At 44.7% G+C, this 25,324-nt stretch carries 26 protein-coding genes and 1 pseudogene; 17 read left to right on the top strand and 10 right to left on the bottom strand.

Annotated elements, in window-relative coordinates; all coding sequences use genetic code 11:
- Positions 1-89 precede the first annotated feature (89 nt).
- Positions 90-980 carry a LysR family transcriptional regulator gene (locus ABDB98_RS19150; protein WP_438421017.1) on the top strand — a complete coding sequence of 297 codons (891 nt, stop codon included), beginning with the start codon at positions 90-92 and terminating at the stop codon, positions 978-980.
- The gene (locus tag ABDB98_RS19145) at positions 980-2,182 is read left to right on the top strand and encodes an MFS transporter (protein WP_438421016.1); all 1,203 of its coding nucleotides are present in this window, start codon (positions 980-982) and stop codon (positions 2,180-2,182) included. Before ABDB98_RS19150 ends, ABDB98_RS19145 begins: the two co-directional genes overlap by 1 nt.
- Before the next feature lie 18 nt (positions 2,183-2,200).
- Here ABDB98_RS19145 and ABDB98_RS19140 read toward each other — a convergent pair whose 3' ends face one another.
- Positions 2,201-2,779: a LysE family translocator gene (locus tag ABDB98_RS19140; RefSeq protein ID WP_064108052.1), complete on the bottom strand. Its 579-nt coding sequence runs from the start codon at positions 2,777-2,779 to the stop codon at positions 2,201-2,203.
- A 126-nt stretch (positions 2,780-2,905) separates the two neighbouring features.
- Here ABDB98_RS19140 and ABDB98_RS19135 point away from each other — a divergent pair, with 126 nt between their 5' ends.
- Entirely contained in the window at positions 2,906-3,784 is an 879-nt protein-coding gene (locus ABDB98_RS19135) for a LysR family transcriptional regulator (RefSeq protein WP_438421015.1), read from the top strand.
- Between the two features lie 65 nt (positions 3,785-3,849).
- Here ABDB98_RS19135 and ABDB98_RS19130 read toward each other — a convergent pair whose 3' ends face one another.
- Entirely contained in the window at positions 3,850-4,725 is an 876-nt protein-coding gene (locus ABDB98_RS19130; RefSeq protein WP_438421014.1) for a LysR family transcriptional regulator, read from the bottom strand.
- A 297-nt stretch (positions 4,726-5,022) separates the two neighbouring features.
- On the opposite strand from ABDB98_RS19130, the gene ABDB98_RS19125 reads away from it, so the two are divergent.
- Positions 5,023-6,240 carry an MFS transporter gene (locus tag ABDB98_RS19125; protein ID WP_438421013.1) on the top strand — a complete coding sequence of 406 codons (1,218 nt, stop codon included), beginning with the start codon at positions 5,023-5,025 and terminating at the stop codon, positions 6,238-6,240.
- A gap of 50 nt (positions 6,241-6,290) precedes the next feature.
- Positions 6,291-6,800 carry a DinB family protein gene (locus tag ABDB98_RS19120; RefSeq protein WP_438421012.1) on the top strand — a complete coding sequence of 170 codons (510 nt, stop codon included), beginning with the start codon at positions 6,291-6,293 and terminating at the stop codon, positions 6,798-6,800.
- A gap of 72 nt (positions 6,801-6,872) precedes the next feature.
- On the opposite strand, the gene ABDB98_RS19115 is transcribed toward ABDB98_RS19120, so the two are convergent.
- The 5 genes from ABDB98_RS19115 to ABDB98_RS19095 form a co-directional block, all read right to left on the bottom strand.
- Positions 6,873-7,535: a GntR family transcriptional regulator gene (locus tag ABDB98_RS19115; RefSeq protein WP_438421011.1), complete on the bottom strand. Its 663-nt coding sequence runs from the start codon at positions 7,533-7,535 to the stop codon at positions 6,873-6,875.
- Between the two features lie 77 nt (positions 7,536-7,612).
- The gene (locus ABDB98_RS19110; protein WP_438421010.1) at positions 7,613-9,169 is read right to left on the bottom strand and encodes a glycoside hydrolase family 32 protein; all 1,557 of its coding nucleotides are present in this window, start codon (positions 9,167-9,169) and stop codon (positions 7,613-7,615) included.
- A gap of 61 nt (positions 9,170-9,230) precedes the next feature.
- Positions 9,231-10,652, bottom strand: a complete 1,422-nt coding sequence (locus tag ABDB98_RS19105; protein WP_438421009.1) for a glycoside hydrolase family 68 protein — start codon at positions 10,650-10,652, stop codon at positions 9,231-9,233.
- A 346-nt stretch (positions 10,653-10,998) separates the two neighbouring features.
- Complete coding sequence (locus ABDB98_RS19100; protein WP_438422178.1) at positions 10,999-11,934, bottom strand: DMT family transporter; 936 nt, start codon at positions 11,932-11,934, stop codon at positions 10,999-11,001.
- 137 nt (positions 11,935-12,071) lie between these two features.
- On the bottom strand, positions 12,072-13,001 hold the full coding sequence (locus ABDB98_RS19095) for a manganese-dependent inorganic pyrophosphatase (protein WP_438421008.1): 930 nt from the start codon (positions 12,999-13,001) through the stop codon (positions 12,072-12,074).
- A gap of 206 nt (positions 13,002-13,207) precedes the next feature.
- On the opposite strand from ABDB98_RS19095, the gene ABDB98_RS19090 reads away from it, so the two are divergent.
- Positions 13,208-13,579 (top strand): winged helix-turn-helix transcriptional regulator, encoded by a 372-nt coding sequence (locus tag ABDB98_RS19090; RefSeq protein WP_438421007.1) that lies wholly within the window; start codon positions 13,208-13,210, stop codon positions 13,577-13,579.
- A 36-nt stretch (positions 13,580-13,615) separates the two neighbouring features.
- Here ABDB98_RS19090 and ABDB98_RS19085 read toward each other — a convergent pair whose 3' ends face one another.
- A complete protein-coding gene (locus ABDB98_RS19085) occupies positions 13,616-14,101 on the bottom strand; it encodes a spore coat protein (RefSeq protein WP_016937355.1) in 486 nt (161 codons plus the stop codon).
- 133 nt (positions 14,102-14,234) lie between these two features.
- On the opposite strand from ABDB98_RS19085, the gene ABDB98_RS19080 reads away from it, so the two are divergent.
- The 10 genes and pseudogenes from ABDB98_RS19080 to ABDB98_RS19035 all read left to right on the top strand — a co-directional run bounded on the left by ABDB98_RS19080 (position 14,235) and on the right by ABDB98_RS19035 (position 24,328).
- On the top strand, positions 14,235-14,387 hold the full coding sequence (locus tag ABDB98_RS19080) for a hypothetical protein (protein WP_016937356.1): 153 nt from the start codon (positions 14,235-14,237) through the stop codon (positions 14,385-14,387).
- A gap of 244 nt (positions 14,388-14,631) precedes the next feature.
- The gene (locus ABDB98_RS19075) at positions 14,632-15,567 is read left to right on the top strand and encodes a YybS family protein (protein WP_438421006.1); all 936 of its coding nucleotides are present in this window, start codon (positions 14,632-14,634) and stop codon (positions 15,565-15,567) included.
- Between the two features lie 30 nt (positions 15,568-15,597).
- Entirely contained in the window at positions 15,598-17,577 is a 1,980-nt protein-coding gene (locus tag ABDB98_RS19070; protein ID WP_045925622.1) for a DHH family phosphoesterase, read from the top strand.
- Positions 17,574-18,023: a 50S ribosomal protein L9 gene (gene rplI / locus ABDB98_RS19065; protein WP_438421005.1), complete on the top strand. Its 450-nt coding sequence runs from the start codon at positions 17,574-17,576 to the stop codon at positions 18,021-18,023. Before ABDB98_RS19070 ends, rplI begins: the two co-directional genes overlap by 4 nt.
- Before the next feature lie 43 nt (positions 18,024-18,066).
- Positions 18,067-18,715 (top strand): annotated as a pseudogene (locus ABDB98_RS19060) (kinase).
- Positions 18,716-18,802: 87 nt separating this feature from the next.
- Positions 18,803-19,459 (top strand): PIG-L deacetylase family protein, encoded by a 657-nt coding sequence (locus ABDB98_RS19055; protein ID WP_060963831.1) that lies wholly within the window; start codon positions 18,803-18,805, stop codon positions 19,457-19,459.
- Positions 19,456-20,781, top strand: a complete 1,326-nt coding sequence (locus ABDB98_RS19050) for a glycosyltransferase family 4 protein (protein WP_438421004.1) — start codon at positions 19,456-19,458, stop codon at positions 20,779-20,781. Before ABDB98_RS19055 ends, ABDB98_RS19050 begins: the two co-directional genes overlap by 4 nt.
- The gene (locus ABDB98_RS19045; protein WP_438421003.1) at positions 20,781-21,968 is read left to right on the top strand and encodes a carboxylate--amine ligase; all 1,188 of its coding nucleotides are present in this window, start codon (positions 20,781-20,783) and stop codon (positions 21,966-21,968) included. The genes ABDB98_RS19050 and ABDB98_RS19045 overlap by 1 nt, the downstream gene beginning before the upstream one ends.
- Complete coding sequence (locus ABDB98_RS19040) at positions 21,961-23,016, top strand: phosphotransferase (RefSeq protein WP_438421002.1); 1,056 nt, start codon at positions 21,961-21,963, stop codon at positions 23,014-23,016. The genes ABDB98_RS19045 and ABDB98_RS19040 overlap by 8 nt, the downstream gene beginning before the upstream one ends.
- A gap of 22 nt (positions 23,017-23,038) precedes the next feature.
- A complete protein-coding gene (locus ABDB98_RS19035; RefSeq protein ID WP_438421001.1) occupies positions 23,039-24,328 on the top strand; it encodes a glycosyltransferase family 4 protein in 1,290 nt (429 codons plus the stop codon).
- A gap of 171 nt (positions 24,329-24,499) precedes the next feature.
- On the opposite strand, the gene ABDB98_RS19030 is transcribed toward ABDB98_RS19035, so the two are convergent.
- Entirely contained in the window at positions 24,500-24,643 is a 144-nt protein-coding gene (locus ABDB98_RS19030) for a YycC family protein (RefSeq protein WP_016937365.1), read from the bottom strand.
- Positions 24,644-24,761: 118 nt separating this feature from the next.
- On the opposite strand from ABDB98_RS19030, the gene ABDB98_RS19025 reads away from it, so the two are divergent.
- Positions 24,762-24,971: a hypothetical protein gene (locus tag ABDB98_RS19025; protein WP_060963836.1), complete on the top strand. Its 210-nt coding sequence runs from the start codon at positions 24,762-24,764 to the stop codon at positions 24,969-24,971.
- Between the two features lie 30 nt (positions 24,972-25,001).
- Here ABDB98_RS19025 and ABDB98_RS19020 read toward each other — a convergent pair whose 3' ends face one another.
- Positions 25,002-25,199 carry a DUF2188 domain-containing protein gene (locus tag ABDB98_RS19020; protein WP_016937367.1) on the bottom strand — a complete coding sequence of 66 codons (198 nt, stop codon included), beginning with the start codon at positions 25,197-25,199 and terminating at the stop codon, positions 25,002-25,004.
- Positions 25,200-25,324 lie beyond the last annotated feature (125 nt).

Here is a 25,324-nt window from a genome sequence, read left to right as displayed (position 1 = left end):
TGCATCAGTTTCATGCAAACTAACAATTAGAAGTTATAGATCGGGTAACGTATGATAAGTGAAAATAAACAAATCAGCGGAGGCAATCAATGGATTGGCATCAGATTAATTATTTTCAGACAGTGGCGCAAGTGCAGCATATTACACAGGCAGCAAAACAGCTGTCCATATCTCAGCCCGCTCTCAGCCGTTCGATTTCAAAGCTTGAAGACGAGCTGGGCGTTCAGCTTTTTGACCGCAAAGGCAGAAATATTTATTTGAATCGGTACGGGAAAATGTTTTTGCATCGTGTGGAACAATCTATCAGACAAATTGAAATCGGTAAGCAGGAAGTATGGAATGAAATACATCCCAACAGCGGCACAATTTTATTGTCTTTTTTGCCGTCACTTGGCATGAGCATGGTTCCGGACATCATCAGTTCGTTTCAACACATGTATCCTCATGTCAAATTTCAGCTGACCCAAGCGTCAAATCAGCAGATTATCGAGCAATTAACATCAAGAGAAGTGGATATCGCACTGACTTCTCTTCGTGATGAAAACGATGAGGTGATCTGCCAGCCGCTTTTAACAGAAGAGTTATATTTAGCCGTTTCTGCTGAACATCCGCTCGCCTCATATGATGAAATTGATTTGAAAATGGCGGAGCATGAACCGTTTATCTCTTTTAAAGATACAAATGTTCTTCACGGCATGATTAAAGAGTTGTGTGAAAAAGCGGGATTTTCACCGGATGTCGTATTTGAGGGAGAAGATATTGTGACAGCTTCCGGGTTAGTCGGCGCTAAACTGGGTGTGTCTCTTATCCCTGACTTGCACGTTTTTGATAAACGAAAGGTCAAACTTCTCAGTGTCACCAATCCAATCTGTGAAAGAGAGATTGGTTTGGCTTGGAGGAAAGACGGCTATTTATCGCCGGCAGCGGAGAATTTTATAGCGTTTATTCAAACCCGGCTTAACAGAAAAGGGGGAAGATAATGACTTACATTCGCCGCGGCACACTTCAATTCAAAAAGGTAAACTTCGCTTTGTTTGCTGGCGGGTTTTGCATGTTTGCCATCCTTTGGGGAACGCAGCCGCTGCTGCCTGATATCGCAAACGATTTTCATCTGTCACCGGCGGTTTCAAGCTTAAGCCAATCAGCGGCAACGATTGCTTTGGCTATCACTCTGGTATTCGCCGGTTTTTTCTCAGAAATGTACGGGCGGAAGCAGATAATGGGCGTGTCATTATTTGCTGCATCCGTCCTAGCCGTTCTCACAGGGTTTGTTTCGGACTTTCAGCTGCTCGTCGTTTGCAGGGCGTTGCAGGGAGCCGCATTAGCGGGGCTTCCCGCGGCGGCAATGGCTTATTTAGCTGAAGAAATTGAGCCGGACAGCTTAGGGATGGCAATGGGGCTTTATATCAGCGGAAATTCGATAGGCGGCATGACGGGGCGCATCATCAGCGGCTTTCTGACGGATTCCTTCAGCTGGCATACGGCTTTGCTGACGATCGGTCTCATCAGTTTGCTGGCAAGCATTATCTTCTGGACGACCCTTCCTGCTTCTTCTCATTTTACGTCCCGGATATATAAAAGAAACGACATTTTCACCTCATTTTACCTTCAATACAGGACGCCCGGTTTCGGCTGCCTTTTGATCATCGGTTTTTTACTGGAAGCCGGCTTTGTATCTTTATATAACTATATCGGTTTTCAATTGATGAAGCCGCCTTATTCACTAAGCCAAACGGCAGTCGGATTTATTTTTCTCGTATACCTTGTCGGAACGTTCAGTTCAACGTGGATGGGCATGTTAGCAGACAAATATGGTAAAAGGAGAATTCTTTCACTCTCATTGGTGATTGTCATGATTGGTGTCTGCATTACTTTATCTGCTGATATAGGGATCATGATTTTAGGAGTTGCGATTTTCACATTCGGCTTTTTTGCGGGCCATTCGATCTCCAGCAGCTGGGTTGGCGAACTGGCAGTACGCGATAAGGCACAGGCCGCTGCCTTATATTTGTTTTCCTATTATGTGGGAGGGAGCATCGGGGGGACTGCAAGCGGCGCTTTCTATCACCAATTCGGCTGGGGCGGCATTGTCACCATGATCACGGCGCTTTCTGCCGTTTCAGCCGCCGTTTCAGTCTGGCTGGGATTATTGACGAAACGAAAAAAAGATAAACACCAATAGGCGTTTATCTTTTTTGAATTACAGATAAATGCTTACCGCAGAATAGATGAGCAGCAGACACATCACGATCCGAAATGCTTTATCGTGTTTCTCAAAGAGATGTTTAAAAACAGAGCCGAACGCCGACCAGAGCAGTAAAGCCGCCCAGCCCAGGAGAATAGCCGACGCGAGCCAGAAAGCAATCAATGGATACGTGTGCTGAAATGGCAATATAAAAGCGCTCATTAAGGTTAAAAAGAATAAAATACTCTTTATATTGATCATTTGAAACAGAAATCCCGATAGAAAAGACGATCGTGTTTTTTCAGAATCGCCTTTGGATGTTTTGGGCAGAGAGATCTGCCAAGCCAAATAGAGCAAATAGACAGCTCCGGCGATTTTAAAGTAGGGTTCCACGACGGGAATCCAATGATAAACACTCATTGTGAACAGACCGCTGAGAATGCCGAGTGCTGCAAATCCCGTCAGGATGCCGCCATTAAAACGCCATGACCCGATAAAGCCGGCTCTGCGCGCTTCATTCATCATTAAAATATTGCTCGGCCCGGGCGTGATAGATGTCATCAGGACATAAGAAAGAAAAGCTATGATACTCATTAAATCACCTTCATTTGCTAATGTGATGGAGCCGTTTTTTATTGTATGATAAGAATAGGTATAAATAAAATTGAAAAACAAAATCGCATTATTGATTTTTTCGATACATCTTAGAGGTGAATTCATATGGAGATCAGACATCTGATTACATTTCAGACCATTGTAGATAAGGGAAGCTATACAGGGGCGGCGGCAAAGCTGGGTTATACGCAGTCGACGATTACGACTCATATTCAAGAGCTTGAACAGGAGATCGGCGGAGCGTTATTTACGTACGAAAAAAGACGTTTGAAGCTGACGCCTTTAGGAAGAGAGCTGATTCCGTTAGCCGAGGATTTACTTTCCGCCCATGACAAGATCAAAAATATGCAAAGCATTCACGAGATTAAAGGCGTTTTAAAAATTGCGGCGCCGGAGTCTTTGACCATCTCCAGGCTGGGGCCGATTATCAGGGAATATTCCATGAAGTATCCGAACGTCAGTATCATATTGAGCAACGGAACATGCGGACAGAATCAGGTGGAATTGTTAAGCGGCCGTGTGGATATTGCATTTATGGTTTATCCGGAGATACAAATTGAAAAATGCATTCATCATTCCTTATTGGAGGAACGCATCGTCCTCGTGGCAGGCAGTGACGCACCGGATCATTTTGACGATTATCAACAAAGCGGCAAAAACTTTTTTATTACAAATGAAGAAGGATGCAGCTACCGGACCATGTTTGAAAGGTTTCTCGTCAAACATGATATCAGTCATTTGCAAATAATGGAATTGTGGAGTATAGAGGCCATTAAGCAGACGGTGATGAGCGGAATCGGTTTCTCTGTTTTACCTTATATCACGGTAAAAGAAGAGGTAAAGGCGGGGAAGCTGAAAATTCTTCAGCAGTCGGAGCCGTTCGAGCGGCTTTACTCTCATATGCTGGTCAAAAAGAAAAAATGGCAGCTTCCGGCCGCCGAGGCTTTTGTTTCGCTTGTTCTTGAGTCGTTTGGTGATAAATAATGTTTAGGTAAATTTGAAAGCCGATGCGTGCAAGCATCGGCTTTTTTTCGTCAGGACGGCATTGTTCAGCCGAAATGTTCAATCACATGCTGTTTGAACGTTTCAGCAACAGGAGATAAAAATCTGCCTTCTATCCAGGCGATGCCGATCACGCGCTGGCATTTTGGCCAGCTGATGCGTATTTTTGAGAGGTTGCTTTGATCCAATCCTTTTAAATCAGGCAGAATGGAAACGCCGAGACCGGAGGCCGTAAAGCCGGCCGCAGTTGCCGCCTCTTCACTTTCGAACATAATCTTCGGATGGATATCTGCCTGTTCAAATAGCTGATCAGCCGTCATACGGAGCGCATACCCCTCTTTCAGCAATATAAAAGGTTCTTCGGCGAGTTCGTCCAGGATGACGGTTTCACGATGCGCCAGCCGATGTCCTTTCGGTACATATAAAAAGAGTTCCTCACTCCATAATTGCACCCATCGAATCGACTTTTCGGGTTTAGTGGATGCGAGAAGGCAGAGATCAAGCTTACCTTCTTTCAGCTGATCGAGCAGCCAATAGGAATGGTTTTGTCTTAATGTAATGCTGATCCCGGGGTGTTTTTGCTGAAAGGTCTTGATGACATCCGGAACGATGGCTGTCCCGAGTGTATGTAAAAATCCAAGAGATACTTCTCCTTGATCCGGCTGCAATAAAGCCTGAATTTCCTCTCGGCCGTCAGTATACTCTTTCATCATGGTCTGAACCCGTTTTAAAAACATTGCTCCGTATTTGTTCAATGTAATCGAACGGCCCTGTCTGTCAAACAGCGGGACGCCTAAGTGGTTTTCCAATCGGGAAATTGAGCGGGAGAGTGCGGGCTGTGAGATGGACAATAGCTTTGCGGCTTTTGTGACATGCTCAGTTTGTGCGAGCGTTTGGAAATATTCAAGCTGTTCCCATTCCATCAATGTCACCTCTTTCATTTTATTACTTATAGGCATTATAGATATATTTATTATGCATTATACATCATAAGAGGCAGGTGCCAGTATGGCAATGGCATATATGTACACAACCGAAAATCTCGTTTTTTCTATTGGTATCCTTCGTTGTGCTATGAGCCAGGGTGTTTCATTATTCTTTTGCTGAAAGTTTCCTTTCTGCTCATGAAAGACTAATAGATGGAGTGAACTCAGTTTTTTAAGAGAGCTGATCGGTAAATATGGTATGATTTACATAATTAGGGAGCGGGGTTGCAGAAGATGAATTTGAAGAGGGCGTATTACTCTATTTTATACAGCCAGACCGCTATCAATTTAGGGTTCTCACTTTATACGATGGCTGTTATCTTGTTTTTGTTTACAAAAACCGATTCGACGGCGGCGGCCTCTCTCATGACGTTCGTCAGCATTGTCTTTCGCGTATTGGGAAGCGCCGTTTTGCCGCTGGTCACCGCCCGGTTCACGCTTCGGTCTTTGTTAATCGGTTCTCAATTAATACAGGTGACACTGTTAGTCTGTTTGTTTTTTGTCATCCAAACGAGTTCATCCGCTTTCTTTTTTCTGCTGTTTTGTCTGATCGGAGGGATTTCTTTTTGCAACGGCTGGTTCGCTCCGATAAAAAGCGCGCTGATTGGAGAAATCATTCCTTCTGATCAAAGGGCAAAGGCGAACGGCTTATTATCTGCGGCGGATCAGACCGTACAGTTTGCCGGATGGTCTCTGGGCGGCGTCATCATCGCGTTTTTGGGAGAAAGCTATACAATAATCATCACTGTCATGTTACTGGTTTCTTCGGTTTTGGGCATCATTCTGTTTCTTCAAGTACACATCTGTGCGACGGCAGCAGTCAGGGAACGTTCACTTTTTGCAGATGCGGCAAGCGGCTGGGTGTATTTATTTCAGCAGAAACAGCTGCGGGCCCTTATGGTGATGGATGTGATCGAATCGTGGGCAGGCATGATATGGATCGGATCTGTGTCCTTAACTTATGTGCATGACGTCCTTCAAAAAGGAGAAGCGTGGTGGGGATATGTGAACGGAGCCTATTATGCAGGGACGATGATCGGCGGCTTGATCATCTATAGGTTATCCGGTAAGTTTCAGCGCGGCCTCATTCCGATTATGCTGACGGGAGCCTTGGCATATGGAATGCTCACTTTTATTTATGGATTGACCAGCAGTGCCGTTCTGGCCCTTTTTCTGGTGCTGTGTATGGGGCCGGCTTGCGTATTAAGAGATCTGACGCAGGAAACCTTTCTTCAAAACATCACGACCGAACAGACACGAGTCAATATATTAGCGGCGAGATCAGCATTCGTTCAATTGATCTTTATGTTTTCCATTATCGGAACGGGGATGATCTCGGATGTATTCGGCGCGCGGTTTATTTATATAAGCGCGGGGATTCTTTTATTATTTTCAGCCTTTATCGGGTTTTCTCAGCTGCAAATGAAGAAAACGGTACAGAGCCGCATGTAGCGTGGTATAATGAGGAACTTACGTTCTGTATCGAGAGAGGAGAGGGTTTTGTGGGACATCTGGCACTGCAATTGTATGATTATCATCTTTGGGCAAATCAGCAAATATTCACCCGGCTTAAAGAGCTTCCGGAGGATGTGTACCGTAAAGAGATTCAAAGTGTCTTTCCGTCGATAGCCGGTGTATTGACTCATGTGTATCTGTCGGATAAGGGGTGGTTTGATGTGTTCTCCGGTGGGCGTCTGGAGGATACGCTGAAATCAGCTGAACAGCAAAAAGAGGACATCTTGTCTAAAGCGATAGAAGAGCTGGAAGATCTATTTTTGGAATTATCAGACCGATATCAACTATTTTTGCAAAAGGAGGAAAATATCAATCTCTCCCTTGAAATAGAGCATCCGTCAGGTGACATCATGAAAACCACGGCGGCCGATATGATTCTCCATGTTGTGAACCACGGAACGTATCATCGCGGGAATATAACAGCCATGCTCAGACAGATGGGGTATGCTTCTGTGCCGACGGATTACGGTATTTATTTATATATAAACAAAAAGTAAACAAGACAGCCAAGTCGGCTGCCTTGTTATATCCGTAAAAAGCCAAATCATATGATTTGGCTTTTTCGTTTGCTAAGACATGTTCTGCAGACGTTCTAAACCGTTTTTCCAATTCGCTTCAAGCGCTGCAAGGGCAGCGGCGTCATCCTGTTGTTCTAATGCGTGAATGATAGCAGCGTGTTCATTGTATGATCTGGTCAATGCATCATCTTCGCTGAAATAGCGGATCTCCATTCTCTGGATTTTCACCTTCAGGCCCGCAAGCAATTTGCAGAGTTCGGCATTGTCTGTAAGCAGAATGATGCGATGGTGAAATGCATTATCCGCTTCCAGAATGGCCATTTTATCGCCGGCTTTCACCGTTTGAAGCAGCTCCTCATTAAGCTGTTTCAATTCCTGAATCACTGCAGCGTCCATATGCGGGAGGGCTTGCTGCAGTGCGAGTTTTTCAAGCGTCCAGACAATGGAATACAAGTTTTCCGCTTCTTTTAACTCAATCGGAGCGACAAGCGTCCATCTGTTTGCCTTTGTCATGACCAAGCCGTCATCTTCCAAGCGCAATAAGGCTTCCCGTATCGGAGTGCGGCTGATTCCCAATGTTTCCGACAGTTCCTTGTCCTTTAACTTTGTTTCAGGTTTGAGCCTGCCTGTTATGATCCAGTTTCTGAGCGTGTGATACACTTCGTCCCGCATGATGGTTCTTTTCAGCACAGGTTCTTTGTTTTGATTATCCAATGGAACACCTCATGAATCGTAGTATACATACAAGCATTTTAACACAGTCTGAACGCCGGTTAGAAATGAAGAGAGATCTAAGGATGAATTGAACCGAGATGCTTTATCTCAATATGCTGAAAGTCAGCGGAACCGCCTTCAGAATAGAGCGTGATTCCCTGATCTTCGGGTTTTGGAAACACTTCATTTGTGAGAACGGTTTTTCCGTCATCTGCAAATACTTCAATACTCGTTTTATCCACAAGAATTTTCAGATGAACGCGCCCTTTTTTTCCGTCAAATGGCGCTTTGCTTTCAGTATATGTCCCGGTTTTATCAGGCTGATCTGTAAATGATCTGTTCACATAGGCACAGCCGTCTTCTGCTGAAATACCGACATCAATATGCCGCTTTTGGTCTGCTGATTCTCTGAGTCTGACGCCTGCATTTTTGATATCAGACCAAGAGATATCCATATCAAGCTGATACGTATCACCCTTGATCGGCAACGTTTCAGAACCGTTCACCTGTTTGTCTTCAGTGCCGTCCGTTGAAGAGGTTAATTGGTTCAATGCTTCAACCGGCTCTGACATCAGGCTGTAGGTGCCGCCATCCTGCTGCTGAAGGCGGATTTCACGAACGATAGAATCCGTGCCGTTAAAGCCGTTCTTTAGTGTCGGAGTTTCATTCGGATAATCCCAATTGTTCATCCATGCCAGCGCATAGCGTTTTGTCAGCGGATCTTTGCTATTGCCGTCCTCAAATGTGACGCCGCCGTACCAGTCAAACCCGTAATCGAGCCATTGCGGCTCCGCTTGATCGGCAGTAAATTCTTTTCCGTCAAAGTTTCCGGTCCAATAAGCGTACGTATTCGGTTTGCCCTGAGGTTTGCCGTTTGCGCTTGCGCCGAGAATCCACTTGGCCGTTCCGTCATCTGCACGCATCATATAAAGGTCAGGGCATTCGATGAGGCCGATCTGCTGGGTAATAAAACCGCCCGTGTAATGCCAATTCTTTAAATCGGGTGATTCATAAAAGCCGATTTTTTCGCCCTCGGCCATGGCCATCACCCATTTATTATCCTGTTCATCCCAAATCACCTTCGGGTCCCGGAAATCTTTAGTGCCAGGGTTTTTCATGACGGGCTGATCACTATAGGATGTAAATGTTTTTCCTTTATCCGTGCTGTACCATAAATATTGTTCTTGTGCTTCGGTTTTGGCCGTCGGCTGCGTTGTAATGGCGACCAGTGCGTTTTTGCCGAAGCCTGCCGTGTTGTGTTTATCAATGACGACAGAACCGGACCATATATCGCCGTTTGGGTTGGTGTATTTCGGAATAGCCGTGCCTTCGTCCGTCCAGTGCACCAAGTCCTCTGATACAGCGTGCCGCCATTCTGTGCCGTTGCCGTTCGGATAATCCCGATTATAAAGATAATAGTAATGATATTTCCCATCGAAAAAAACGGGTTTTTGAGGGTCGTTTTTCCATTTGTCCGGGGTTGTGAAATGATATGCCGCCCGGTAATCCGGTTTATTCTTCGTGTTTGTTTTAGAGGAATTGTTGCTTTTGTCCGGCAGTAAGCCGACAAACAGGAACGCACCCAGAATGATCAATATTGCAATGGGCCATTTTCGTGCCATGATTGAATTCACCATCTTGTTTAGAAATAAAAGAAAATGCCAATGAAATATCGGCATTTTCTTTTTATTATGATTAGTTGTTAACCGTAAGCTGTCCTTGTTCAAGGATGCTGTTTTTGACAACGGATGTTTTCTGACCTTTGATGTTCATTAAGAAGCTTGGCGCAAAAGTTGCTTTTTTATCCTCAAAGAAGCCTCTGTTTGTCATGTAGCTTGTGATTACGACATTGTTGCCTTTGGCTTGAGGCACTGCGAAGTGAGAGTATGTGAATGTCACATCGTTAGGATCAAGACCCATTTGCAGTACAAGACCTGTTTTGTTAAGCGGCTTGTAAGGACCTGTTAAAGAGTTTGATACATAACCAAGCATATAAATATCGTTTGAATTAATACCGTCGATCGTCATTTTTGAACCGCGTGAATCAGTGAACAAGTACCATTTGCCGTTCATTTTGAAAACGTTCGCGCGCTCGATTTCATCAGTTACCGTGTTTGAAGTGATCAGCGGCTTCATGACTTTTTTCAATGTGTAATCATTATTTAACTCTATCATACCGAGGGCGCCGTTCGCTAATTCAGCATCGCGTTTTTTAGCACTCTGCTGAAGCTTCTGGCTTTCTTTACGGAAGAAGTTCGTGCTGCCGCCGTAGTACGCTTTGTTAAATAAAGATTCTTCGCCTTGGTATCCGTTATCTGTTCCTGTGTTGGCTTCGAATACAAGGTATTTATGGCCTTTGTCTTCAACGTAGTGAGGGTCTCTCAGCGTATGGTTGTCGCCGGATGTATAGTTGCCTTCATCGATAAACTGCTGAACGTTCTGATATGTTTTTCCGTCGCCGTCAAAAATCGTTTTGTGGTCTTCCACTCCGTTGATGTTGAGCGTGCTGTCAGATTTTGACACATTTACCTGCGCCGTTGTAATACTTTGTTTGCCGTAATGTTTACCGGAAAAGTCAGTGTAGAATAAACGGATTTTTCCGTCAGAAGTAAGGGTGGCAGAACCGGACCATTCTTGTGTCTGATCTTTCAGGATTTCATCGTTGGCGTCGAACTTATCGCTGTCTTTAAAGACACGGCCCGCGTTTTTCCAGCTGTCGATCGAGTTGTCGCCGACCTTTTGATAAAACATGTAGATTGATGTGTCATCAGCGTCTTTCGGGCTTCCAGCAAGAGCAAACACGACGTGATAGCCGTTGTATTCAGCTACTGTTCCGTCAGCGTTTTGGAGCGGCCAGCTGTCCCACACATCCAGTCCTTTTGCAGATTCAATATTTTTAATCGTTGATTGATCGAATTGAGGCACTTGGTATTTTTCATCTTGCTGCTGTTTAGGGATCTGCAGCATATCATGGCGTGTGATATGAGAGACGCCGTACGTTTCTTTGTAAGGTTTTTGGGTATTTTCTTTCGCGAAGGCTTGAGTCGCTCCCCCTGCCAGAAGTGCAGTCGTAAAAGTTAGAACTGTGGCTCTTTTTGCAAATTTTTTGATGTTCATGTCCATGTCTCCTTTTGTATGTACTTTGTTGCGATCTGCCGATTCGATCCTCCCGCATTCATGGATGGCAGGTTCGTTACAGAAAAAAAGACCTAAAATATGCCAGGGGTGACGCCAAAGAATACACTTTGCCCTTAACACATTTTAGGTCTTGCCTGCTTTATCAGTAACAATCCTGCGTGATTTACTTGTCGACATCATTCTATTCGACTCTGAATCTATTGACAACTGGTCTAATTTCCTCTTTTGGAAGATAGTAAAATGAAAAAAGACCCTTTAATATATGGGTAATTGAGACTAAGGGGTGCTCCAGGCCTAGGAAAAAACCTCTCTAAAAAAAGAGAGGTTATTTTTTCTTGATAGATAATAAAGCGATGGTGGCTAAAATCAATAAAGTACCCAGCCATTCTGATAGTCCGAAGGGAACATGCAGCCAGATCACTGCTAAAAAAGCTGCCGACAGCGGCTCCGCACAGGCGAACAGGCTGGTTTCAGAGGCACTCAGATATTTCAGGCTTTCCAAGTAGCAATAAAAAGCGATGATCGTTCCGAAAATGATGATAAATACAATCGCCGCATATGCGGATAATGACCATTGGCCTTCAAACTTCCAAGGCGGCCGGACTAAGCTGAGAGCGGCTCCGCCGATCAGCATGCCCCATCCGACAATAATGGCCGATCCCCATTTCTTCAAAAGCCGATGCGGCTGAAGAGTGTAAAACGCCAGTGCAAAGGCTGAGCTGATACCCCAAAAGACGGCCAGGCCGGAAATGGACAGGCTGCCGGCATTCCCGTGCGTGACCAAAATAAATGTGCCTGCAGCCGCTAATAAGACAGCGAGCAGTTCTTTTCCTGAAGGCATTCTCTTTGCGCGAATCGCTAAAAAGCATGTAATAAGGGCAGGCCCTAAATATTGAAGAACGGTAGCGGTAGCCGCATTGCCGTACTCAATTGCCGCGAAATAGGTGTATTGAACGCCTAACATTCCGAAAATCCCGAATAAAAGAAGAGGAACCCTGTCCCGTCTGTCTTTCCAAACAGCCCATATGCGTCCTTTTTCTTTGCGGTACGCGATTCCGAGCAGAAGCGCCCCTGAAAGCAGCAGCCGTACAGAGGTCAGCCATTCTGTATTAAAATGGCGGTCCTGAAACAGATACTGGGCAACTGTTCCTGAGACCCCCCATAAGATAGCTCCTGTAAGCACAAGCCAAATTCCTGTTGTTCGTGAATAGGAAAGAGCAGCGTGTTTCTCCAGTGTAGAACCCCCCTTTGCTGTATTGATTTACAATTAATAGAAAACGCCTTTCATGTGATATATTATATATTACATATCAAAACGCGTCAAAGCGATTTTTTTGGTGAGCGCTTACAAAAAAGGTCGTAAAAAAAACACCCCGGCGAGTTCCCGGGGCGTTTTGGTTATTCTGCAATCGCGTCTGTTAAAACAGGAACGACTTGTTTCTTTCTGGATACGACGCCTTTTAAAAGAGCCGTGTTGTTTTCTAAAGTGACATTGAATGCTTTTTCCACTTTTGACGCCTGATCGCCGATGGCAAGCGCAAGGGAATCGTTTTCCAAAATGTCCGTAATCACGAGAAGGAACAGATCAAGGTTTTTCTCAGCAATGACTTTTGAAAGGGCCGCTTCTAAATCCGGCTGCCGCTTTTTGACATCTTCAATATCAACTGTGTTGACTTGGGCGATTTCGACTTTTTTGCTGCCGAGCGTGAACTCTTTCGCATCAAGGGAAATCAGCTCTTCCACCGTTTTTTTGCTTAAGTCTGCGCCTGCTTTCAGCATGTTTAAGCCGTACTCTTCCGCATCTACGCCGGCAATTTCAGCAAGCTCTTTTGCCGCTGCGATATCCTGCTCTGTGCAAGTCGGAGATTTAAATAAAAGTGAGTCGGAAATAATCGCTGACAGCATAAGACCGGCAATTTCTTTCTCGATTTTCACGTTATTTTCTTTGTACATTTTATTTAAGATCGTAGCCGTACAGCCGACCGGCTCTGCACGATAGTAAAGAGGTTCCGCCGTTTCGAAGTTGGCGATACGGTGATGGTCAATGACTTCAAGAACCTGAACGTCTTCAATATCCTTGATGCTTTGCTGGCGTTCATTGTGGTCAACAAGGATGACGCCGTTTACTTCGTTTGCGGCTGTTTCCACGAGACGCGGGCTCTCCTGCTTGAAATAATCAAGCGCGTATTGTGTTTCGCCGTTGACTTGTCCTAGGCGGACAGGCTCAGCATTGAAGCCGAGTTTATTTTTTAGATCAGCGTAGGCAATGGCAGAGCAAATGGTATCTGTGTCTGGGTTTTGATGTCCGAAAATAAGAATTTTTTCCATAATAACTCCTTGTCCTTTTTTGTAGTGTAAACAATCTTTTTATAGTTTAACACGTCTTGCGGAGGGTGTAATCTTCAAAACCTTAAAAATTGATGTGAAAAAGAAGCATTTTTGTTGAGAGTGGGAGCAGATTGCGAGTAAAATACTGGGTAAGTCAGATGCTAATCAGCATGTAGTATCAAAAAAGGTACTATGGAGGATGAATTATGAACATATATCCGAATAAAGAAGGTTGCCCGGTTGAGCTGACACTTTCCGTTATCGGCGGAAAGTGGAAGGGTATTTTGTTTTATCATATGATCAGCGGAAAAAAGCGGTTTAATGAGTTTCGGCGCATCTGTCCCAGTATTACGCAGCGTATGCTCACGCTTCAGCTTCGGGAGCTGGAGGCGGATGGCATCGTGCATCGTGAAGTGTATCAGCAGGTGCCCCCAAAGGTTGAGTATTCACTCACAGAATTCGGCAGATCGCTTGAACCGATCGTGCTGCAAATGAAGAAATGGGGAGACGCCAACCGGGAATTTCTCGAAACATACCGGGAAAAAACGTCGGCTCGAGATCAGTCCGCTCAAAAATAAGAAGCAGCAAAGGATGAGATTCCTTGCTGCTTTTTTTTATTTCATCGCAATGGCTTTTCTGGCGTTGCGGACGTCGTTTTTCAGCAATTCGCTCAAGTTATAAGCCGGATATTGACCGCGTTCTTCCATATACTCAAAGACCATTTGGTGCCACTTGATGGCCGCGTTTAAGTGCTTGACGAAGACAATTCTTAATTGAGGTGTGGCCGTTTCTGTAATGGCTCCGGCGTAATTACGGACAGATGTTTTGGCCATGCTCAGCAGCCCGCCGCTGTAAAAGGAGGAATCAGCTCGCTCTTCTGTCTCATCTTCACGAAAGCCGGGGGCTTCAGGGAAGAAGGGAAGCAGTTCACGCAGATTTTGTTCCAGCGAGTGGATGGAAAATCTGTAAAGCTGTTTTAATCTGGCATCGCTTACTTCGCGTTCCGTTCTTTTTAATTTCACAAGCCCGTTTGCCTGGAAAGCCACTAACTCGTGCAGTTCTAACGTTTCATGCCATGCTAATGTTCTCCGCTCAGTCATGGTGTGAGAATCTCCTTTATCCTTCATTTTCACTATCAGCATATGCCCCGGTCCTGATGTTGTTCCTGATGTTTTGAAGTTTCCAGAAAGGGAAACTCAATGTAAAGGAAATACGAAACAGAGGTGAAACTATATGTGGGACATGATAAAGAACTTCTTCCTTTTCAGCAGCGGTGTTTTACAGGCAACCACTCTCTTACTTATCGTTATCGTCTTGTTATTTGTACGGAAAACCAAAAAGAAAAACAGAGATACTTCTGGTTTCATGGACGATCAGGATCATTGATACAACGGGCATTCTTTCACTAGGATGTCCGTTTGTCTGTTTTCATGTTTCACATGGAACATTGGAGCCCTCTGCGTTCATTTTACTTACGATTTTGACTTATGTTAGAATAAATACGTGTATTTTGGAGAGTTTATGGAAAATTCAGGTCTTGGAAGAGACATTGCGGCGTCAAAAGAGCAGTCGTCTAAGCTGCTCTTTTCTATTCGTATGTTCTGAATGATACAAGGTTTGAGGTGAGTAAGTGAAGAATACAAGGGCTCTAATAGAAGGCGCCATTTTGATCAGTATTTTTGCAATCATTTCCCTTTTGGTCGTGTATCTCCCTTTACTGGGGGCGATTCTTCTCTTTGCTTTGCCGTTGCCGATCATTCTTTACACCATTCGGCACGGTCTGAAGCCGGGGATATGGATGGGCCTTGCCAGCCTCCCGGTCAGTTTTATTGTGAGTTCGTTTGCCGGGCTTACAGGCGCGTTTACGGCGGCCTGTACGGGGGTCGCTATGGGATATTACTTTAAAAAGAAACAGCCCGGTTATGCGGTTGCGGCCGGCGCTATTGCGTGTATGCTGTGCGGTGTCGTTATTTTTGTGTTCAGCATCGTGTTTCTTAATATGAACGTGGTTGATAACACTATGTCCCAGCTTCGAGAGTCGCTGTCTTTAGCAGAAACCATGTCAAAACAGCTGGGTTACGGAGATCAGTTCGGGAAGCAGACCAAGCTGATGGAAAGTCAGCTGAGCACGCTTCAATATCTTTTTCCGACTGCGCTTATATTGACCAGCATTGTTTCTGCTTTCCTCAGTTATGCTATGGCAAGGCCGTTTTTAAGGCGGTTTTTCCCTGATCTTCCGAAGATGAAGCCTTTTAGAGAGCTCAGACTTCCGCAAGTCGTTGTTATTTTGTACTTTGTTGTGACGATATTAGGGTTTCTGCATTTAGAAAAAGGGCATATGATGTATTCGGTTTCATTGAATGGGGGACATATTCTCAGCTTGCTGATTTGTATTCAAGGATTAGCGTTTATTTTTTTCTATTGCCATGAGATGGAGATGCCAAAAGCCGTTCCTGTATTAGCGATTGTGCTGGGTGTGATTTTTCCGCTCATCATGTCCGTGTATCTCCTCTTAGGCATCATTGACATAGGCTTTAACATAAGAAATAAGGTGACGCGAAATTGAGTGTGACTTACAGGTGGGGAGTTGATAGAAATGCCTAGTTTTTATGAAAAGCCGTTGTTTCGGTATCCCATCTATGCATTGATTGCATTGTCAATCATCGTAATCCTCATCAGCATTTACTTTAACTGGCTGATAGGAGCCGTCGGTGTTGTGCTGCTCGCCGTGATCTTGTTTTTCATTAAGCGTGCGGATTCTTTGATCAGAAGAGAAATTGACAACTATATCTCCACGCTATCCTATAGATTGAAAAAAGTAGGCGAAGAGGCATTAATGGAAATGCCTATCGGGATTATGCTGTTTAATGATCAATATTACATTGAGTGGGCGAATCCGTTTTTGTCTTCCTGCTTTAATGAAAGCACGCTCGTCGGGCGCTCGCTGTATGACACATGCGAGGCCGTCGTGCCGCTGATCAAGCAGGAGGTCGATTCGGAAACGATCACCTTGAATGAGCGGAAGTTTAAAGTGGTGATTAAAAGAGATGAGCGCCTGCTTTATTTCTTTGATGTGACGGAACAGATTCAGATTGAAAAGCAGTACGAAAATGAGAGAACCGTGCTGGCATATGTCTTTTTAGATAACTACGATGATGTCACACAGGGGCTGGATGACCAGACGAGAAGCACGATGAACAGCCAGGTCACCTCATTATTAAATGCGTGGGCGCAAGAGTACGGCATTTTCCTGAAGCGGACGTCCTCGGAACGGTTTATCGCGGTGTTAAATGAACACATATTAACGGAGCTTGAAAACGCGAAATTTTCGATTTTGGATGAAATCCGTGAAAAAACATCCGTTCACACTGTATCTTTGACCCTCAGCATCGGGATCGGCGCATCGGTTTCTTCCTTGAAGGAGCTTGGAGATCTGGCGCAGTCCAGCCTCGATTTGGCTCTCGGCCGCGGAGGCGACCAAGTGGCGATTAAAATGCCGAACGGCAAGGTGAAATTTTACGGCGGCAAAACGAATCCGATGGAGAAGCGCACAAGGGTGCGCGCCCGGGTGATTTCCCACGCACTCAAGGAAATTGTCTCAGAAAGCAGCAATGTCATTATTATGGGTCACAAATTTCCTGATATGGACGCAGTCGGAGCCGCAATCGGAATATTAAAGGTGGCGCAGGCCAATGGCAAGGAAGGCTACATCGTCATTGATCCGAATCAGATCGGATCAAGTGTTCAGCGCCTGATTGAAGAAATTAAAAAATATGAAGAGCTGTGGTCGCGGTTTATCACGCCGGAAGAGGCGATGGAAATTTCAAATGATGACACGCTGCTTGTCGTCGTGGATACACATAAACCGTCCTTTGTGATGGAAGAGCGTCTCGTGAACAAAATCGAGCACATCGTTGTGATTGACCATCACCGAAGAGGCGAGGAATTTATTAAAGACCCTCTGCTCGTTTATATGGAGCCATACGCTTCATCCACCGCAGAACTCGTGACGGAGCTGCTTGAGTACCAGCCGAAGCGGCTCAAAATCAATATGATTGAAGCGACAGCCCTGTTAGCTGGTATAATAGTGGATACGAAGAGCTTTTCCCTTCGCACGGGCTCGCGGACGTTCGACGCCGCTTCTTATTTGAGAGCGAAAGGCGCAGACACGGTTCTGGTGCAGAAAGTCCTCAAAGAATCAGTCGGTTCTTATATTAAGCGGGCGAAGCTGATCCAGCATACAGCTCTTTATAAAGAAAATATCGCGATTGCTTCTCTTCCTGAAAATGAAGAGGAGTACTTTGACCAGGTGCTGATTGCGCAGGCTGCTGATTCCCTCTTGTCGATGAGTGAAGTGGAAGCTTCATTTGCCGTAGCCAGACGGGATGAGCATACGGTGTGCATCAGCGCGAGATCGCTTGGCGAGGTCAATGTGCAGATTATTATGGAGGCGCTGGACGGCGGAGGGCATTTAACCAATGCGGCAACCCAGTTATCAGGCATTTCTGTTTCAGAAGCGCTTGTCCGGCTGAAGGAAGCCATTGATGAATATTTTGAGGGAGGCGTTCAGAGATGAAGGTTATTTTCTTACAAGATGTAAAAGGTAAAGGGAAAAAAGGCGAAATGAAAAACGTAGCAGACGGTTATGCACATAACTTTCTCATTAAAAAAGGCCTCGCTGTCGAAGCAAATGCGACAAACATCAGCGCATTGAACGGACAGAAAGAAAAAGAGAAAAAAGAAGCGATTGCAGAGCTTGAAAGAGCGAAAGATTTAAAAGAAACGCTTGAACAGCTGACTGTTGAGCTGAGTGCCAAATCCGGTGAAGGCGGCCGCCTGTTCGGATCTGTCACAAGCAAGCAGATTGCAGAAGCGCTGCAAAAGTCGCACAAGATTAAAGTGGATAAGCGGAAACTGGAACTCCAAGACGGTATCCGCACACTGGGATATACAAACGTTCCTGTAAAGCTGCATCCTGAAGTTCAGGCTGTGCTGAAGGTTCACGTAAAAGAAGAAGCGTAATATATAATAATAGAAAAACCCGCCGATCCGGCGGGTTTTTTTTATGTCAACATAAGACGCGGCAATGTTTCATGTCCGATGCTTATCAGATTGCATATGATATTACAACATAACGAAGGATGTGTCGGTATTATGCGATTTTTTTCTGAAATTTATTTTAATGATCCGGAAAATAAAAAGATGCTGGAACACGATTCGCTGATCGGGAACGGAAAAGACGGGGAAGCTATCGCTTAACACACAACAAATGCTTAAAGTATTTCTTTGAAATAGAGACATGCGGGAAGGAATTGGCAGCTTTGCAAATCGGACAAGGTTCCCCGGTGATTCCAAGACTGTATGAATACGGAGATCGTTATATTGTGATGGAATATGTTCAAGGCACCTCCTTTGCCCGCCATGTTAAAACAGAAAAATCCATTTCCGAAAAACTGGCGGCTGATATTTTAAATATGCTGGATGATTTAAAGAAAATCGGTTTTACCAGATGGGATGCCGAAATCAGGCACATTCTGATCAACGAACACGGTAATCTTAAAGTCGTCGATCATAAAAGAGCCTTTTCCGCTATTGCCCGCTTTCCTGTAAAACTATTAAAAGGATTGAACCAATACGGCCTGGCGGCTGAGTTTTTGGACACCATAAAAAAATTAAATCCGTCACTTTACCTGGAATGGCAGCTGCACATGTAAGTTTCTGAAAATCCGCACATGTAAGTTTCCTTTTTTTGGGGTCGTCATATGATACTTGTAACAATTGTTTGGTGGAGTGTGGAAAAAATGGAAGAATACATTATGGTTATCGGCGCTCATCCTGATGATGAACTATTGGGATCAGCGGGCACCATAAAACGGCTGATCAATGAAGGATATAAAGTAATTTCCGTTATTACGGCATTAGGAAGAAAAGAAGAAGCTCATCATATTAAACAATTAGGCGAACGTGCGAATCAGGAGCTTGGAATTGAGAACGTCATCTTTTTGGAGCATACGAATTTAGAATTGGAATGTATCCCTCTTCATAAGCTTGTCAAAGAATTAGAACAGCTCATTCGCGTCTATCAGCCTGATAAAATCTTTACTCATCATTACGGCGATATCAATATGGACCATCAGAAAACATTCCAAGCAGTTTTAACAGCCGCCAGACCTCTTCCGGATCAAAAGCCGATTGAACTGCTTACGTTTGAAACGCTGTCTTCAAGCGAGTGGGAGAGGAATACGGCTGATAAACTCTTCAAGCCCAATTACTTCGTCAATATCACAGACACGATGGACGCCAAACTCGCGGCGCTTCACCACTACGACGTAGAAATGAGGGATTACCCTCATCCCCGTTCATATGAAGGCGTTAAACATTTAGGAAGAGTCAGAGGGATGACAGCGGGTGTGGAATACGCCGAAGCATTTGAAGTGGTGCGGAGGATCTGGAAATGAACAAGACATTTTCCGTCCCCTATCCGTATATGGTCCAGACGCTTGACCGCTACTACGGGGTCAAAACGCGCCCGCAAAAAAAGAAAGTCATAAAGGCACAGATGAAACATGCAGATCAAATTCCGCCGGTATACAGGAAAAAGAAGAAGTTATCCATTTTGATTGCCACGTTTTGGGACTACCCGCACACGGGCGGTTTATCAAACTATATTAAAACGCTTAGTGAAGGACTGAGAAAAAGAGGTCATAAGGTGGATGTCATATCTCCTAATCTGTTTCCTTCCGCACAGGTAGAGGCATTGCGGGAGGCTGTTGTTCCGAAGTTAAAAGATTTCTTTAAAGACAGATACGGGGATTATAACGATCATATTTTGAGAAATAATCGGCTGATGTTTGTATACGAGCAAATGCTTCAAAAGATTCCTTTGGAAAGATATGATGTGTTCCACGCTCAAGATTTATTTACAGCCAATATGTTAGGCAGGTTCAATCAAATCTATAAAAAACCTTTATTTTTCACACCGCATGGCATGTTTACTTTCAACAGACTTAAATTTCACATATTTAAAAAAGGCTCGGTAGAAGAGATTTATTATAAAACATTAGAGATGAAAGCCATTGAATACGCAGACCGCCTGATTATTATCAGCGATACGTTCCGCAGGCCGCTCATGAAGCTCGGAGCAGAACAGAAAGACATGACAACGGTGGTCACGGGAATTGACTACGATACAAAAACAGGCTGGAAAAAGAAAATCCAGTTACCGAAAAATAAGATTATCATCTCCTGTATTGCAAGATTAGGCCCGAGAAAGGGACATAAGTATTTGCTGGAGGCACTCTCGCGAATTCCGTCTGATGTACTTGATGATGTAGTAGTGCTGATCGCAGGAGACGGAGAGACAAGGAGCGCCCTGGAGGAGCAGGCTCGAAAACTGAAACTATCAATGGTCTCCTTTTTAGGAAAAAGAGACGATGTTCCCGCTATTTTGAATATGACGGACATATTCGTACTGCCGACCATTAATGATAGTCTGCCCATTTCGATTATTGAAGCGATGTTCAGCGGCTCGGCTATCATCGCGACCGATTGCGGGGGTATACCGGATCTGATCCGCCATAACAAAACAGGGCTTATTGTCGAGCCGGGAAATGCAGAGGCGCTTGCCCGGGCTTTAACGTTTTTTATCACTAACAAATCTGCGCGGAAAAAAGCTGCTTTAAATGCAAAGGCCTACGCAGAGAAGCATTTAAGCAGCGAGACGATGATAAGAAATATTGAATCCATTTATCAAAATACCATCAAGCTCGGAGGGAAATGATGAAACACGAACATGCGGCCGTTGTACTTGATTTCAGTGCAAACGGGATCGGGATGATTCGAAGCCTGGCCCGAAGAGGAATAGATGTTTACGCGTTTGACACGGAGGAACCTTATCGTATCGGAAAATCAAGATTGGCAGATTGCGGGGTCTGTCCCAGCCCTTTAACACAAGAGAAAGAACTGCTGACATTTCTGACTGATTTCGGGAAGCGATTTCAAGTAAAACCGGTTCTGTACGCAGGATCTGATGATTATGCGGGATTCATATCCAAATTCCGCGACACATTAGCCGGTTTTTTTTTATTTTTGCTCCCGAGCCGCTCTCTGTTAGAGACGGTTTTAGATAAAAGCAAAGCATATGAATTAGCGATGAAGCACAACATTCCCTGCCCGAAAACCTTTTTTCCGAACAATCAGGATGAACTGGAAGAGGCCATCGCCAATATTGACTTCCCGTGTATTTTAAAACCGGTGGCCGGCCATGAATACAGAAAAAAAGTAAACAAAAAAGCAATAGTGATGAAGGATGCCGCACAATTGCGCAGGGAGTTCAGCTCCTACAGAGAAAATGGAGAACTGCTCGTGCAGGAGATCATTCCCGGAGACAATCAATGTTTTTACAAAGTGGCGACTTTTTATGATGACCAAATGAAGTTAATAGGCTTGTTTTCTCTGCAAAAAAACCATCAATTTCCCGCTGATTTTGGCGCTGGGGCTCATGTCGTGAGCAAACGGGTTCCTGAATTAATTGAGAAGACCCTGCCGTTTTTTGAAGCGATTCAGTTGAAAGGAGTAGGCATGGCGGAATTTAAAAAGGATCCGCGGGACAATGTTTACAAGTTTATAGAAATAAATCCGCGCTTTTGGCTCAGCCATAGCCTGACGGAACCTGCAGGCGTTCATTTCGTTTACATGTACTATCTGTATTTGACCGGACAACATGTAAAGCCTCAGCTCGAACAAAAAGAAGGAATCAGTTGGATTTATGAGGTGCGTTACTTCTTAACATTTTTGAAGAAACGAAAAAGAGGAGAAATGACGTTCCGGCATTTTTGGAGAGGATTTAAAGGAAAAAAAGAATATGCCCTGTTTACTTGGAATGACCCGATGCCGTTTATCAGAAACACTTGGTCCCATCTCAAAAACAGCTGGAAACGGAAGCGGAAGGAAGATCGGCATGGTTGAAAAGGATCATTTGTATGCTGCGTTTCAGAAACTGAGAATTGACGAAAAACTATCGTATTCACTTGGCGAAAAGGCGGCTGTGAATCCGGACGGCATCACATGTCTGAAATCAACGGACAGAAGCGCCATTTATAAACTGCTTGTGAAAAAGAAATCCGGGATCGTACCGCTGATTTTGAAGGTGTATAAATCTTCACGTGAAAAAAACGCGGTCGAGATTAATATATACAGTAAAGCCCGTTCTGTCTTAGGGGATTTGCTGCCGGAAATCTATCTTATAGAAGAAAGTCATCATGAAACATGGATATTTATGGAGTTTGTCAGCCAGATCAGGGGTCAGCTTACATTTCATCCTAAGCATTTCAAGTATATTATTCCGTCTGTCGCAGAACTGCACAGCCGCACCTTTGAAAACAAGAAAATTTCTGATGGGAAATGGCGGTCATGGCTCCCGGTATATGAATCGGAAACGATGAGGAAGGGGCGTAAAAAGCAGATCAAAAAGACAGCGGAATTATTGGATAGGGCCCTTAAAGATGAACGTACAAAAGATATCGTTAAGCCTCATTATCGGCAGATCTCTCACTTGCTGGAGCAAAAAGGACCGGATTTTTTCCCTGAATTGATACAAAACGGCTCGGCCATTACACATGGCGACCTTCATATGCAGAATATCTGTACGCATGATGCGTCCGGCCATGAACCGTGGGACATTCAATTCATCGATTGGGAATCAGCAAAATATGCGCCGGTATGGTTCGATATGACGGTTCTGGTTGAGATTCTGCTCGGCTTCAGAAAAGATTGGAGCCGCCACGCAGAAGACATTCGGACGTATTGCGTAAAAGTGTATGCGAAAGAAATGAAAAAGCGGGGCATTCATTTTGAGACGCCCCCTATGACGCTTTATAAAATGGCTTATGTGCAGAGAACCCTTGAGAAAGGGCTTCATACCCAATTGCGGAGAATATTCGACAATCGGGGAGGAGAGCTGCTGCCCTATCATGCAGACAAAGTGTCACAATGGGGACGGGAATTAGGTTTATAGGTTTGAGAGAGGGGGAGCGGGTTTGAGAGAGGAGATCGGGAGGCCGTGCAGTCTGGTGCCTCCTGCCTTATTGCGCGTCATGGATCAATTTTATGGCATCGGCCATCAAGATGAACAAGAGCTGTATTCATTTTGTGCGAAAAGAAAAAGCTCCCCCAAAAGAAAAAGGCCGTTGCGTATTTTGTACGCAACTTTTCTCAAGTACCCGAATGTCGGAGGATTGGCGAGCTATATCACGTCAGTTAAGACAGGTTTTGAGCGCGCCGGTCATCAGGCGGATGTCATCTCGCCCCTTCAAATGCCGCCATCCTTTTTTCATGAAGATATTCCGCGTGCCGCTGATGAAGTCAGAGTGTTTCTTCTTGGCAGATACGGCGCCGCAAACGAAAAACTCATCAAAAATCTCAGCTATTTACATGTCTTTCAACGATTTTTGATGGAAAAGGATTTAGAGCAATACGACCTGTTTCATGCGCAGGATTTGTTTGCGGTATTTTTGCTGGGACACCTTAATCAAACGTATCGGCGTCCTCTTTTCTTCACGCCGCATGGACATTTTACGAAAAGCCGGATGAAGTTTCATAAAATCCAAAAGGGCTCAATTGAAGAGGCATACTTCTCTGAAATAGAAAGACAGGGCATTCGGGCTTCGGATAAAATCATTACCATCAGCGACTCCTTTCACGCGCCTCTTCTGGAGTACGGTGCCAGGGACACACAGCTGACGACTGTTTATACCGGCATTGACATCCGGGATGCCCCCGAGCCAAAACGTGCTGAGAAGCTCGTGATTGCGTGTGTTTCCCGTCTGACAGAGCGAAAAGGACATGACGTGCTGCTGGACGCCCTCGCACAAATCCGGCAGCACTTATCCGGAGCCGAGATATGGATCATCGGAGACGGGAAAATGCGGGGTTTTCTTGAAGAGAAGAGGCGGAAACTGGGTCTTTCAAATGTGTTTTTCTTCGGAAAACGGTGTGATGTGCCGGCACTTTTGGCTGAATCGTCTATTTTTGTTCTGCCTACATTGAATGATAATTTTCCCATAGCGATCATCGAGGCGATGTTCTCAGGGCAGGCCATTGTCGCAACTGACTGCGGGGGGATCCCTGAGATGATCCGGCATGAGAAAACAGGCCTTATCTGTCAGCCCGGCAGCATCCGGGAGCTTGCCGATGCCCTCTTAAGACTGATTACGGATCAAGCTCTCAGAGAACAGTTCGGAAAAGCAGCAAGGACCTATGCCGGCCAGCATCTGCGTCAGGAGAACATGATTTCAAAAATAGACAGTATTTATCAATCATTTTTTTAAATGAGTGATTAAGAGCAAAGTGAAAAGGCTGGGTTTTGAATATCCAGCCTTTTTTCCGGTCTTATGTTTTGATCTCGCCTCGTCCGGCCGTTATTCCTTATTTACCTATAAGAAAAAGAGGCGGAAAGCCATTGCTTCCGCCTCCCGCACATATATATGAGGGAACAGCCTTTATTTTTGATCGTTCTCTTTTTGGACTTCAGCTAATTTGGCAAGCAGAATGTGCTGAGGCATGTGCATGATTCTTTCAAGCGGCATATTCAATGATTCTGCAAGCTTTTGCGCCGTTTCAGCGGAAATTTGCAGCGGTTTCATGTGATCACTCCTTCCGTTTCTTTATTGTACTAAAATCAAAATTCTATCGTAAGAGGATATGACAAAGAAATGGAGGTTTGATAAGCCTGGCTTTATAACAGAATGGGGGAGGTTTTTTATGCAATCGCCATTGATGTTATTACAGCTGAAGCTGGCTGATTATCAGAAAAAAGCCGCAGAACTGCGGACAATTGATGAATTTATCATGCTGAAACAGACATTGCAGGAAATGATGAAAGTATTCGCCGCCTGTGAAGAATGGGATCTGTATCAAAAAACGGCTGATCTCATGGCGCAGACGGTGCTGCATATCCGCTTCATCGAATAAGAAAAGCCCTCGCGCGGGCGAAGGCTTTTCTTAAAAGGAACGTTCCTCTTCAATGTTTTTATGCTGATCATAAATGACAAGCTTAGCCGGGCTGTTCTCTTTCGCCATCTGCTCCGCTTTTTCAATCGCCGCGTCCTTTGATGTACAAAGAGCCGTCGGCGCCACATTTTCTGCCTTCACAAACCATCCGTCTGCATCAATACTTGGTGTTACTGCATATGTCTTCATCCTTCTTCCCTCCTGGTTTGATTTGTTTATTTGTTTCCCGGCATTCGGAACGGCAAAACCCATAACCCTCTCTTGACAAATACAGGGAAAGTGATATTTTTCTATTCTTTTTCATGAGAAATGGT

The sequence above is a fragment of the Bacillus siamensis genome (assembly GCF_051628075.1).
Classification (GTDB): Bacteria; Bacillota; Bacilli; order Bacillales; family Bacillaceae; genus Bacillus; species Bacillus siamensis.
This window is presented reverse-complemented; position numbering and strand designations above follow the sequence as displayed.

What these genes read in the sequence shown, in the direction of transcription:
- ABDB98_RS19135 (WP_438421015.1), top strand. Translation starts at nt 2,906, where the DNA reads ATGGAGATCAGACATCTGATTACATTTCAGACCATTGTAGATAAGGGA.
- ABDB98_RS19045 (WP_438421003.1), top strand. Translation starts at nt 20,781, where the DNA reads ATGAAACACGAACATGCGGCCGTTGTACTTGATTTCAGTGCAAACGGG.
- ABDB98_RS19095 (WP_438421008.1), bottom strand. Translation starts at nt 13,001, where the DNA reads ATGGAAAAAATTCTTATTTTCGGACATCAAAACCCAGACACAGATACC.
- ABDB98_RS19125 (WP_438421013.1), top strand. Translation starts at nt 5,023, where the DNA reads ATGAATTTGAAGAGGGCGTATTACTCTATTTTATACAGCCAGACCGCT.
- ABDB98_RS19030 (WP_016937365.1), bottom strand. Translation starts at nt 24,643, where the DNA reads ATGAAACCGCTGCAAATTTCCGCTGAAACGGCGCAAAAGCTTGCAGAA.
- ABDB98_RS19145 (WP_438421016.1), top strand. Translation starts at nt 980, where the DNA reads ATGACTTACATTCGCCGCGGCACACTTCAATTCAAAAAGGTAAACTTC.
- ABDB98_RS19150 (WP_438421017.1), top strand. Translation starts at nt 90, where the DNA reads ATGGATTGGCATCAGATTAATTATTTTCAGACAGTGGCGCAAGTGCAG.
- rplI (WP_438421005.1), top strand. Translation starts at nt 17,574, where the DNA reads ATGAAGGTTATTTTCTTACAAGATGTAAAAGGTAAAGGGAAAAAAGGC.
- ABDB98_RS19140 (WP_064108052.1), bottom strand. Translation starts at nt 2,779, where the DNA reads ATGAGTATCATAGCTTTTCTTTCTTATGTCCTGATGACATCTATCACG.
- ABDB98_RS19070 (WP_045925622.1), top strand. Translation starts at nt 15,598, where the DNA reads ATGCCTAGTTTTTATGAAAAGCCGTTGTTTCGGTATCCCATCTATGCA.
- ABDB98_RS19085 (WP_016937355.1), bottom strand. Translation starts at nt 14,101, where the DNA reads ATGACTGAGCGGAGAACATTAGCATGGCATGAAACGTTAGAACTGCAC.
- ABDB98_RS19080 (WP_016937356.1), top strand. Translation starts at nt 14,235, where the DNA reads ATGTGGGACATGATAAAGAACTTCTTCCTTTTCAGCAGCGGTGTTTTA.
- ABDB98_RS19050 (WP_438421004.1), top strand. Translation starts at nt 19,456, where the DNA reads ATGAACAAGACATTTTCCGTCCCCTATCCGTATATGGTCCAGACGCTT.
- ABDB98_RS19020 (WP_016937367.1), bottom strand. Translation starts at nt 25,199, where the DNA reads ATGAAGACATATGCAGTAACACCAAGTATTGATGCAGACGGATGGTTT.
- ABDB98_RS19130 (WP_438421014.1), bottom strand. Translation starts at nt 4,725, where the DNA reads ATGGAATGGGAACAGCTTGAATATTTCCAAACGCTCGCACAAACTGAG.
- ABDB98_RS19090 (WP_438421007.1), top strand. Translation starts at nt 13,208, where the DNA reads ATGAACATATATCCGAATAAAGAAGGTTGCCCGGTTGAGCTGACACTT.
- ABDB98_RS19055 (WP_060963831.1), top strand. Translation starts at nt 18,803, where the DNA reads ATGGAAGAATACATTATGGTTATCGGCGCTCATCCTGATGATGAACTA.
- ABDB98_RS19040 (WP_438421002.1), top strand. Translation starts at nt 21,961, where the DNA reads ATGGTTGAAAAGGATCATTTGTATGCTGCGTTTCAGAAACTGAGAATT.
- ABDB98_RS19025 (WP_060963836.1), top strand. Translation starts at nt 24,762, where the DNA reads ATGCAATCGCCATTGATGTTATTACAGCTGAAGCTGGCTGATTATCAG.
- ABDB98_RS19105 (WP_438421009.1), bottom strand. Translation starts at nt 10,652, where the DNA reads ATGAACATCAAAAAATTTGCAAAAAGAGCCACAGTTCTAACTTTTACG.